Source organism: Membranihabitans marinus (genome assembly GCF_021729155.1).
Lineage (GTDB): Bacteria > Bacteroidota > Bacteroidia > Chitinophagales > Saprospiraceae > Membranihabitans > Membranihabitans marinus.
Genome location: NZ_JAJQYA010000037.1, coordinates 38,981 through 51,490 on the forward strand (window position 1 = coordinate 38,981; position 12,510 = coordinate 51,490).

General features: G+C 37.8%; 6 protein-coding genes. 5 read left to right on the forward strand and 1 reads right to left on the reverse strand.

The features are described 5' to 3' along the window. Positions 1-257: 257 nt before the first annotated feature. Positions 258-1,778 (forward strand): sulfatase-like hydrolase/transferase, encoded by a 1,521-nt coding sequence (locus LVD51_RS17215; RefSeq protein ID WP_236972606.1) that lies wholly within the window; start codon positions 258-260, stop codon positions 1,776-1,778. Between the two features lie 524 nt (positions 1,779-2,302). Next, positions 2,303-3,583 (forward strand): sulfatase, encoded by a 1,281-nt coding sequence (locus LVD51_RS17220; protein WP_236972611.1) that lies wholly within the window; start codon positions 2,303-2,305, stop codon positions 3,581-3,583. A gap of 886 nt (positions 3,584-4,469) precedes the next feature. On the opposite strand, the gene LVD51_RS17225 is transcribed toward LVD51_RS17220, so the two are convergent. Next, entirely contained in the window at positions 4,470-4,841 is a 372-nt protein-coding gene (locus LVD51_RS17225; RefSeq protein ID WP_394803189.1) for a GxxExxY protein, read from the reverse strand. A 445-nt stretch (positions 4,842-5,286) separates the two neighbouring features. Here LVD51_RS17225 and LVD51_RS17230 point away from each other — a divergent pair, with 445 nt between their 5' ends. The 3 genes from LVD51_RS17230 to LVD51_RS17240 form a co-directional block, all read left to right on the forward strand. After that, the gene (locus tag LVD51_RS17230; protein WP_236972608.1) at positions 5,287-6,990 is read left to right on the forward strand and encodes a right-handed parallel beta-helix repeat-containing protein; all 1,704 of its coding nucleotides are present in this window, start codon (positions 5,287-5,289) and stop codon (positions 6,988-6,990) included. 81 nt (positions 6,991-7,071) lie between these two features. Continuing rightward, complete coding sequence (locus LVD51_RS17235; RefSeq protein WP_236972609.1) at positions 7,072-8,559, forward strand: hypothetical protein; 1,488 nt, start codon at positions 7,072-7,074, stop codon at positions 8,557-8,559. A 1,209-nt stretch (positions 8,560-9,768) separates the two neighbouring features. Beyond that, positions 9,769-12,510, forward strand: a 2,742-nt coding sequence (locus tag LVD51_RS17240; protein WP_236972610.1) for a hypothetical protein, incomplete at its 3' end; no start/stop codon positions are given.

The following is a 12,510-nucleotide window of genomic DNA, read 5'->3' on the forward strand; positions in this document are numbered from 1 at the left end:
GTTATAGTATTGGAGCGATTGGTTGAAGTCGCAGGAATATACCATGTTACTTATGGCAATGATTATCCGATGTTAGATTTTTAATATGATATTGGGAGGACGGTATATAGTTCGCTGACTGAAAAAGTAAAGAATGCGATCTTGTATGAGAATGGCAGGAAGTTACTTAGCTTGTAAAAATATATAAACGTACTTTTATGTATATTATTGCATAGGTTTAAATTATTTCATTGGATGTAAATATTTATTTTTTAAAAATGAAAATATCTAATCTTAAATTCTTGTACTTTTCTCTTTGTTGGGTGTGCATTTTAGCCTCTTGTGAAAGATCAAAAGATGAGGAGAAACCCAATTTTGTGATAATTCTCGTCGATGATTTGGGCAAAGAATGGATCGGGGCATATGGAGCTGAAGATATCGAAACTCCAGAAATCGACAGACTTGCGAAGACTGGTATTCTTTTTACCAATGCCTATTCTATGCCTCAGTGTACTCCGAGTCGATTGGCTCTTTTAACGGGGCAGTATCCATATAATAATGGATGGATAAACCACTTCGATGTGCCACGATGGGGCCATGGTGCCAGGTTTGATCCAGATCGGTATCCGGTTTTTGCCAAAGCCTTAAGAAATGCGGGGTATAAAACCTGCGCTGTAGGAAAGTGGCAGATCAATGATTTTAGATTAGAGCCAGAAGCTATGGTCCATGCCGGTTTTGATGAATATTTTATGTGGACAGGTGGTGAAGGTGGTAATGAGGAAGTAAGTGATAAACGATATTGGAATCCATATATTCATTCAAAAGAAGGCAGTCGGACCTATGAAGAGCAGTTTGGTCCCGACTTGTTTTCTGACTTTGCCATTGATTTTATGGAGAAAAATAAGGACCAAGCCTTCCTAGTGTACTATCCTATGGTGCTGACTCATACTCCATTTGTAGCTACACCGCATGAACCTAACGTGGAATCTAATTTCGATAAGCACAGAGCAATGGTTCGCTATACCGATTTTATAGTGGGGAAACTGATGAAGGCATTGGATGATATGGAAATCCGCAAAAACACATATGTGGTTTTTACAACGGATAATGGGACGGTTCCTGCTATTGCTGGTCGAAGAGATGGAAAGTTTGTTATTGGAGGAAAATCATACTTGACAGAGAATGGAATAAATGCTCCATTTGTGATAAATCATCCAGGTGTGATTCGGGCGGGAAAGGAGTCTGATGCACTCGTAGATTTTACCGATCTATTTCCTACTTTGTTGGAATTATCTGGTGTTGAAATATCCAAAGCTGAGCATTCTATCGATGGCAAGTCATTTGCTTCTGTTGTAAATGGGGAGGAGGTAGACTTGGGAAAGGAATGGGTGATTTCGATGGGGAGTCATCCCACTTCAATTAATAATGACCATAGACTTGAGAATTATTACGACTTCCGTGACCGTATCTTGCGCAATGACCGCTTTAAAATTTATGTAGATACATTAAAGAAAATAGATAAGATTTATGATCTATCCCTCGATCCTTTTGAGACGGTTAATGTCATTGATGTTGAAAGTGAATCTATCGCAACGGTTAAAGATCAGGTTAATGGATTGCTGAATGAAATGCCGCAAAAAGATCACCATCCCGATTATCGACCAGCGAATAATTCACTATTCGATATTCCTTCAGAAAGATTAAATCTGATGTCTAAAAAAGGCAGTAAAAGGAATAACCAGTTAGGGCCACTAATCTCTGAGGAAAAGTATCTTGAAATGAAGGGAGATCCCAGATGATAGTGTTAGGTATAATTTTATTTTAATAGATCTTGTTAAGGAAATAAGATTGGTTTTTTAATAGAATTAGCGATTTATAGAAATTTCACAAATGAAAAAGAAACTAATGCGATTCGGAATAGAATCAGAGGTCATATGTAGAAATGGACGTTTTATGTAGGAAGGGATGAAAGCTGCTGTGTAAATAAAATCTATAACGTCAGTGTTTAATTTTTATTGTGATGATTGAAAAGTATTTTTTGATTCTAGATTTTTTCCTCATTGAATATTTGAATTTTATTACCGACTAAAGTCGATAACTAGCTTATCAATGTATTGCATATTATAGAAATGTAGGTATTTAACAGTCGTAATAATGGAGGGGAAATAGTTATTGGATTGTAAATTAATGTATGGTATAAGCCGTATATTATGTTGTTTTAGCGGGTAAAAAGTCTGTTTTACTTATGAAAAAAATGTATTTCTTGCTCGTCTTTGTATTTTGGGTCTTGTCTCAAATTTCTGCCTAAAATAATGTCAATTTTCTGGTTGTTTTAGTCGATGATTTAGGAAAAACAGATCTTGGAACTTATGGGAATCAATTTATTGAAACCCCGAATATCGATCAGTTGGCGAAGGAAGGAATGAAATGGGAAAATGCCTATGCTGCAGCTCCAGTTTGCTCCCCTTCTCGTGCTGCATTTTTAACTGGTCAGAATCCTGCAAGAGTCCATTTTACTGGACATATTACTGCGATAGGAAGGCATCGACACCCTGAGAATAGTCTGATCATCCCTCCCAATGATTTGATGTTTATACCATTGGAAGAAATAATTTTGCCTGAACTGGTGAAACCATCAGGTTATAAAACCATCAGTATTGGTAAATGGCATGTGGGGCCTACTGGGTATTGGCCCATGGATATGGGATTTGATGAAAATATTGCAGGCTGGACCCATGGCAGTCCCCCTTCCCATTTTTATCCTTATGAAGATGAAAATAAGAAATGGAACCCAGCTATTCCAACATTAGAGGGTGGAAAGAAAGGGGAGTATTTGTCCGATCGGTTGACCGATGAAACGGTGAATTATATAAAGCGAAATAAGAATAATCCATTTTTGATTTATCTACCTTATTACGCAGTTCATTCCCCTTTGCAAGCCCCACAGGATTTGGTTAAAAAATACCAAGACAAACAGTTGTCATCCAAAGGAAACTCCTCAATTGATCCTGTTTATGCTGCCATGGTTGAAAGGTTGGATTATAATATTGGTCGTTTAATGGATGCATTGAAAAAAGAGGGTTTAGAGGAAAATACCGTGGTGATTTTTGCCTCAGATAATGGTGCTGTAAAGAAATCTTCTGATATGATGGGATATAGAGAAGGCAAGGGACATCTCTATGAAGGAGGGATTCGCGTACCTTTCATTATGAAATGGCCCAATAACATAAAACCGAATACGGTGAATGAAAATAGAACTAAGTCCGAGGATATATTTGCAACCATAGCCGATATAGTGGTATACAAATCTGAACCTGGTCATATAATTGATGGAAAATCACTTCGTCAACAGTTTTTAGATCCGAATGTGGAGGAGAGTCGAGATATGTTTTGGTATTACCCTCATTATTCTCCACAAGGCAATGCTCCAGGAGGCGCTATTATTTCTGGAGATTATAAATATATCGAGTTTTACGATCCAGTGGGATACGAATTGTATAATTTAAAATTAGATCCGAGAGAGGAGAACAATTTATTTTCTACCATGCCGGAAAAGGTGATTGAGATGAGTGGTATATTTAATAAGTGGTTTCAAATGGATTGATAGCGTATTTCGGTGGTATATATTACCATATAATTTTTACAGATTTAGCTCAGATGCTTTTCACCACAGATGGCCGCAGATTCGCACAGATTTAGCACAGATGGTTTTCACCACAGATGGCCACAGATTCACACAGATTTAGTACAGATGATTTTCACCACAGATGGCCACAGATGGACACAGATTCAGCCCAGATGATGTTCATCACAGATGGCCACAGATTCACATAGATTTAGTACAGATGATTTTCACCACAGATGGCCACAGATTCACACAGATTTAGTATAGATGATTTTCACCACAGATGGTCACAGATGAACACAGATTCAGTACTGATGATATTCACCACAGATGAACACAGATAAACAGAGATTTAGCAGGGATGATATTCACCACAGATGGCCACAGATTCACACAGATTTAGTACAGATGATTTTCACCACAGATGGCCACAGATGGCCACAGATTTAGTACAGATGGTTTTTACCACAGATGGCCGCAGATGGACACAGATTTAGTACTGATGGATTTCACCACAGATGGTCACAGATAGACACAGATTTAGCACAGATGATTTTCACCACAGATGGTCACAGATACACACAGATTTAGCACAGATGCTTTTCACCACAGATGGCCGCAGATACACACAGATTTAGTACAGATGATTTTCACCACAGATGGCCGCAGATACACACAGATTTAGTACAGATGATGTTCACCACAGATGGCCACAGATTCACACAGATTTAGTACAGATGATTTTCATCACAGATGGCCACAGATTCACACAGATTTAGTACAGATGATGTTCATCACAGATGAGTTCAGATATTTTTATAAGGTCTAAATTAAAAAGCAATAGGTGTAGGAGTAAAAAGTTATATTACATGATAATTCGGTTGATTCCTTTTTTCATATCGATAACGTTAAAATTTAGGAGTAAGCCTAGTTTTATTCCTGATAATTTTAAATATGTCATTAACTGTGCTCTATGAATTGGAGCGATTTTATCTACAGATTTTAATTCAATAATAATTTGATTTTGAACCAATAAATCTATTCGATACCCAATTTCCAATTTTATATTGTCATAAATTATAGGAAGTGGTTTTTGTTTTTCTACTAACAATCCCGATTTTATTAATTCATAAGCTAGACATTCTGTGTAGGTCGATTCTAAAAGACCAGGCCCCAGTTCGGAGTGGGTTTTATATACACAGCCAATAATTTTGTAGGTTAAATCATTTAATAACATGTTGATTACATTGTGAGGATAATTATTATCCAATGTAGATTGATTAATGTAATTCGTATTAGCTCAAAGAATCTCTTAGGTAATTACTTAGCATTAAAACAAAGTGCTTAATAATTTGTTTTAAAAATATTTCAGCACAGATGCTTTTCACCACAGATGGTCACAGATAGACACAGATTCAGCACAGATGGATTTCACCACAGATGGTCACAGATACACACAGATTAGCACAGATGATTTTCACCACAGATGGTCACAGATACACACAGATTTAGCGCAGATGGATTTCACCACAGATGGCCACAGATAGACACAGATTTAGAAGTGATGGTTTTTGATATTGATAGAGCAGTATAATTGTAATTATCTACTATTCCTTTATCAATTTTTGGTCATCATGTTATGGTTTTGGTATATTTACTCGTATTAAAAAAATATATTATCTATGACCTATTTCAAGTTGTCCATTTTTTTACTTTTTTTCTTGTTTCTGCAAAAAGGCTATGGTCAGCCTCCCGGTGAAACGATGGTCAATCCCCACGCGGTAGCGACTTATGAATGTGCTGGTCTGTATTGGAAAACCATGGAGTCTGGACCATGTACGGTTAGGTATAGAGCTGTAGGTAGTGAAATCTGGCAGGATGGATTGGACTTGGTCTATGATGAGAGAGAGGGAGAATACAGGGGGAGTATAATAAATCTAAAACCCTATACCAAGTATGAGGCGGAATTGTCACATCGATCAGAAAATACAAAGATGGAATTTACGACCAGGAATGATGATTTTTCAATTGGAAAAACGACTGTCATACCTGCGGGGGAATCAGATCAAACCATAACTATAACCGAATCAGGTAGGCCTGATGCCTATCATTTGGTAACTGTGCCCGCAGAGACTAGGTCGGTGCTGAATATCAAAAATGTGTACGACGCTGGTATAATTATCGATGCGGATTACGTCATTGTTCGGGGGATAGAGGTGAGAAATGCAAGGAAGGATGGGATTCGGATTAAAAAGGGACACCACAATATCGTCATAGAAGATTGTTACATTACTTTTTGGGGCCGTATAGGTGGATCGATAACCAATGGCAATATGGAAGGTAATTACGATAGTGGTATTTACGCCGAGAATGATTGCTGGAATCTTACCATTCAGCGCAATCTTATCGAAGAACCCAGAGGGGCTTCTAATGACTGGGAAACTGGTCATCCCGCAGGTCCACAAGGTATTTCCATTTTTCAAAGTTTAGGTGGTAATGTGATTAGGTACAACGATATCGTATCCACTGAAGATCATGGATTCAATGATGGTATTGGAGGAGGAAGTAATTATTCCACCGTGGGCAATATGAATCGCGATTCCGATATCTATGGCAATTTGATTCGAAGCGTATGGGATGATGCCATTGAAGTAGAGGGAAGCAATAAAAATGTAAGGGTTTTTGGAAACTATGCTGAAAAGTTTTTTAACGGTGTGGCTACGGCTTCCACTACTCATGGACCGATTTATATATTTAGAAATGTCATGGGAGAAAGCCGAACAGGACAAAGAAATACAATGGGAGGAGCATTTGTCAAGACGGGAGAAAGAGAACCCTATAATGGTGGTCGAAGATATGTGTTTCACAATACGATATTACAGCCCAACGGGGTAAAGGATGCTTTCACAGGCCATGTAAATCCCAATTGTGTGACTCGTAACAATATTTTTGACCTACCTGGACGATTGGCCACTCACCGTGAAAAAGAACCTGCCAGTGACTATGACTATGATTATTTTTCTGGTTTGTCGAAAGGGACAGCTGAAGAAGAACACGGTATTGAATTTTACACCACCCCTGCGGGGACGAGATTATATGTGTCGTCCACTGGTCTCGAATTTTATCCAAGACTCTATATCAATAGTATCGCCTGGGGTAAATATCCCTATGAATTTGGCGATAAAAAAAGAAATATCACCGACCCAATGATACAGCTTAAAAATCCTTTAATCGATGGAGGCATTGTGCTTAAAGGGTTTAATGATGATTATCGAGGCGATGGTCCAGATCTTGGTGCTTTCGAAACAGGGGAGCGGGCATTGGAATTTGGTCGTCGCGCTTACTTGAGTTATGATGAAGGCTGGTGTCCTTGGGAAAAATATTAGTCAAAGGTAAGTTCGTTGATTGAATGGGCAGAATTCATATTTTTTAGAGTAAAGTAATTGTATTATAAAAAGAAGTTCATCATGAAAGGTATTTACAATAAAGTGAAAAGAAATATTTCCATTTTTAAACTAAAGCTAATTTCTATAGTCTTTATGGTCGGCTTTGCTCTATATTTTTATTCTCCATCCCAAGCTTTGTCCACCAGTGAAAATTTTACCGTCAATCAAGGTAGCGATTCGCTAAAAGATGATTTGGTCGAGGAATCTAGGCGTAAATATTTGTTATTAGATCGACGCATTATTCAACAAACAGAAAATGCGGTGTTAAAAGTGGGCAGGGTGGAAAAGTATGCGGGGAATCCACTGTTTGTAGAGGATAAAGAATGGGAAAATCGGTATGATAATTTTTATGGAAATGTAATCTTCGACAAAGAAGAAAATCTGTACAAGTGTTGGTATAGTCCATTTATTATTGATACTTCTGCAAAAGGAATGACATTGGAAGAGCGAAATGCGGAATACTCTCCGCCAAAGGGGCGTCGAATGGGGATTTGCTATGCGACCTCAGTAGATGGGATAGTTTGGGATAAGCCCAATCTTAATCTTGTCGATTACCAGGGCAGTAGTGAAAATAATATTCTCTGGATGGGACCTCATGGAGCGGGAATATTTAAAGATGAGAAAGCATCAGATCCATCGACTAAATACAAGGCAATATTTCAAGGGTTAAGTGTTGGATTTTCAGAAGATGGCATCCATTGGTCGGACAGGATACATATCGATGGGTTGAAAATTCCTGGAGATACCCATAACAATGCTTTCTGGGCCCCTAATCTCAATAAGTATGTCGGAATCACCAGAACATTTGGGGATAAAGGGCGTCAGGTTACTCGGATAGAAAGTGATGATTTTTTACACTGGGACAATGAGGAGGTAGTTATGCAAGGAGAAAATGCCAATCTTCAGCCATACTCTATGCCGGTTTTCTATTATGCCGGACTATATATCGGTCTTGTGGCCATCCATAATCAAGAAAGTGATCGGGTGTGGACGGAATTGGCATGGAGTCCAGACAGTAAAGAATGGATTCGCATTTCGCCGGGAAGTCCACTTATTCCGTGTTCAGAGACAGCATTGGATTATGATTATGGATGCGTTTATGCTTGTGCCAATCCCGTATTTTTAGATAACGAAATTCGTTTGTATTACGGAGGAAGTGATTGGAAGCACTTTGGATGGCGAAATGGATGTCTCGCCATGGCGACATTGCGACCCGATGGTTTTGCCGGTTACCAAGGTCTAAGTGACCATAGTCCGTCCAAAATCACGACCATTCCGTTGGCATATTCAGGGCAGTCCATTCAGATCAATGCTGATGTAGAGCCAGGTGGTTGGGTAAATATCGGTCTTTATGATGGTGAAAAGGGGGATTTATTGGCTGAAAAGAGAATGACGACAACGGCTAATAATACCACCGTAGATTTTGGACAAGATATCGATGTTGATAGTATTCAATTAAAATTTGAGTTTAGCCAGTCCAAGGTATACTCCTTTACTTTTGTGGAGTAATTCATTATGATCAGTGGTTTAAATTATTGTAGATTCTAGATCCTATACCAAATCATTTAGGTATAAATACATCTGGTTGTGGTATATTTCAATGTTTTATCGGTTTAATAACCGTATAGTTACATATTAGCCTATGGTTGAATAACTCCTTTTTATCAATATATAACACACATTTTATTTGAATCTGTATTTCTATTTATTATGTAACCTTGCATTTATTTTATTATTAATAAATGTGAATATTTTAATTAAATAAAAATCTAATTTTTTTATCTAATTTTTTTATCTAATTTTTTGGGTATTGCATTATTGTAAATAGAAAACATTTATTTTCAAGTCGTCGAATTTTGATCCATTTTATGGAATCAATGCTTCCCTAAGAAACATTGTGATTACATCAAGTAGCTTAAATGTAAATTTTTACTAGGTTTATTCATCCACAGATATATAACTAACCCTATTTTTCTTCAATTTCGCTTGGATTTATGGATAAGATGTCACAGAAATTAGAGCTATAATGATTTGTAATAATGTGTTTTTATGTATGGGGTATTTATGTAATTTGATTTTTATTGTCAAGAAAAATATGGAATACTTTTTGTCGACGTATTACTTTTTATGTCATGTAAATTGCATTGAAAATCAACAAGAAAAATAACTATAATTTACATATGTAATTCTTTTTCTGATAGTTAAACGATAAAGAATTGCTATTTAGCTTATAAATTTTATGATTTCAATTGGCCTAATCGCTAACATTTTCTTAAGGAAATTGGATGTTGCATTCTAAAAAGTAGTGATTATATGTAATAATAGATCGATTCTATTGTAGTACAAAAGTTACAGAATGTAGAATTATTTCTACTGGTAATATATATTATTTCTACATACTATTTTACTTAATTGTAATATTATTACGTCTGTAATGCTGTTTTTAACAATAAACAAACTATTGTATTTAAGCTTGAATTTTTACAGGTGTTAAATATTTAAGGGTGAAAATTTAAAAGTAAATGACTTTTATGTTATTTTAATTCAATGGTTTTGATTTAATTATTATTAATGCATAATGTGATCAATGTTTGCACTATGATTATATTATGTTTTAATGGATGCTGAAAGGAGTTTGTTTGTTGTAAAAGATGTTGTTGATTATATATTAAACTACAGTCTCTATATTATAATTATTTGTTTTAATATTTATTTAATATGAACAAGAACTCTACCCCTACACATTTCTTTTTTAAGAAAAATTTGAGTCTAGTCCACCTTTCGACTGCCATTAGAAAAGAATTTTGGAATCATCAGTGGAATAGTAATCTTTTAAAGTCTTGGCCTTCTACTGCAGTGTTTTTATCTGTCCTCCTGGCTATGGTATTTACCACTCCCGTTTTAGCTCAACAGACTCAACCAGTATTGGATTGGTCGACATATTTCGGAGGTAGTACCAGAAATGATGTAATTAAATACAGTGTCGATGATGATGGATCGATTTGGTTTTCAAACCTGGTTCAAAACCCTGGTACCGGAATGCCTACTTCACCTGGAGCCTGGCAAGGTAATTATGTCTATTCTGGTGCAAATGGGAATAATTTTAATTCTTATATTGGAAAGATAACGCCAGATGGTCAGTTTGAGTATGGTTCCTATTTTGCAACTAATCGAGGTGATTTACCGGCTGCTATTGCCCAGGATGATGATTATGTCTATGCATTGAATAATATTTGGTCTAAGCCGGTTAATCTGGGAGTTACATTCCCTCAAACAGGGAATAATTATGGAGCGGTTAATGCCCATGAACGACACGGATATCTCAATTTGGTTAAAATAGATAAATCCACCAATACCCAAGTATTGGTGACATCGTTGCCCGGTACAGAATACATATTAAGTAATACCCAAGGTTCCGCCTACTGGGGGCAAGGTGCAAATTCTACTACAACGAACATAATAACCCAAGATGGCTATGCTTATTTTGCGGGAGCGTGTGCGAGATATCCGCGGAATGCACATCAAGAATCATGGGCATACATTATTAAGCCAGATCATACTGGTACTCTTATTAGACTAAATCGAGTCAATGTTGCTGAGCATGCCATTCGTCTAGCACGAATTGATGTGGCACAAAATGGAGACCTGCTTATGGTGGGAGGAGCGAGAGGATCTGGTACGAATTTTTCTACCACAGATGGAACTACATTGACCAATCCTCTTGGTAATTGGGATATGTTTTTAAGAAGATACGATCGGAATGGGATTCTAATCTTTTCTACGCTTTTGGGAGGAACAGAGCACGAAAATGTCTTTGATGAGGCCAATGTAAATGTAACCAAAGTCATGGAATTGCCCAATGGGAATATAGTAGTTAGTGGAGTGACAATGTCAACTGATTTTCCCTATACTGACGGTACTGTGGATGGCAATGGAACCGGTGATATATTTTTAGCGGCTTATGCTGCCGATGGGACAAAATTATGGGTGAAGAGTTTTATTTCAGATGGACTAAATTTGAGTAATTTTGCTATGAAACCTCATCCCGATGGTCAGCAAATTATCGTATATACCTATGGTGATGAGACCAATAATTTTGTTATTACTCCAGATGCCGCCCAGCCCAATTATGGGGGCGGAGTGACAGATCAATACATTGCCTTTCTCGATCCCAATACAGGCAATGTCAATTATGGCACTTATTACGGCGGTTCGGGAGAAGAATATCCGGTATTGGGTGCTGCCGAGGGTGAAGATATTCACATCTATGGCAACGATATATTGTTTAGTGGGGTTTCTACTTCTACCGATTATCCAGCCACACCAGGAGCTACCAATAAGCATTCTGGTAGTTTTTTAGTCCTCGATGGTAATGGTCAATTGCAAATGGCGACTACGACCAACATCCAAACAGGCAAAGTCTATATGGATGACGACGTTATCTATGCCTATGGGAGTTATTATAATGGTGAAACTCATCATACTACATTAAATGCTTTTCAAGCAGAATCTAATGCCTCAGGGACTAATCAGCAAGGGGTTTTTCTCAAAATAAGGAGGTGTGATGGCAAGGTGGTTTACCAGACATTTATGGGAGGACTAAGTGAAGCCTCACCTAATGGAACTCCGTCTTATAGTTTTAGAAATACAGCCTATCTCAGTGAACGTCAGCCAGAATTTGTCAATGGTAAGTTAATAGGAGCAGAAGAAGTATATACCCCATCAGTACGCCATCCTACAACAGAAGGGGCGATGCAAACCTCACCTGGAGGAGATGTAGATGTCACATTCTTTGCATTTGACATGGAAAAAGAGGTGACTTGGGAAGAGAATGTACTCATACCAGCCACACAGTCCACTTGTACCAATGGGATAGTGGGGCCTATCGATGGGAGTCGTGTCACCATCGATCCCGATGATTTGCCCAAAATTAATCGCGGTAGTTTACAGTCTTATCCAGAGCAAAAGGCTACTTATCAATGGCAGATAGCTTCCACTGCATCCGGTCCATGGATGGATATTAATGGTGCGGTACAGGAGGATTATCAACACAATGATATTGGAGGGGACGATATTTACCTTCGAAGATTGGCTTTTAATCCCAATTCTTCTTACTGCGATGATACCTTGTCTATATCCAATGTACATTCTATTTTAGTGAGTAGTGATATTGCACCATCAGCTGTAGCCGGAGATCCAGCGCGAATATGCCCTGGAGAGACCTGGCCATTGGGTGGTGCGCCAACAGCGACTGGAGGAGTAGGTCCCTATACCTATCGCTGGGAGCCAGGAACTGGATTGACGGATTTAACAGATACCATAGCAGAGAATCCCACGGCCCAACCTTCCGTATCCACCATATATACGGTAGAGGTAACCGATAATAATGGCTGTATTGCCTTAGATCAAGTAACGGTCAATGTATGGTCCTATACGGCGGGCGAAGATCAAGCCATGTGT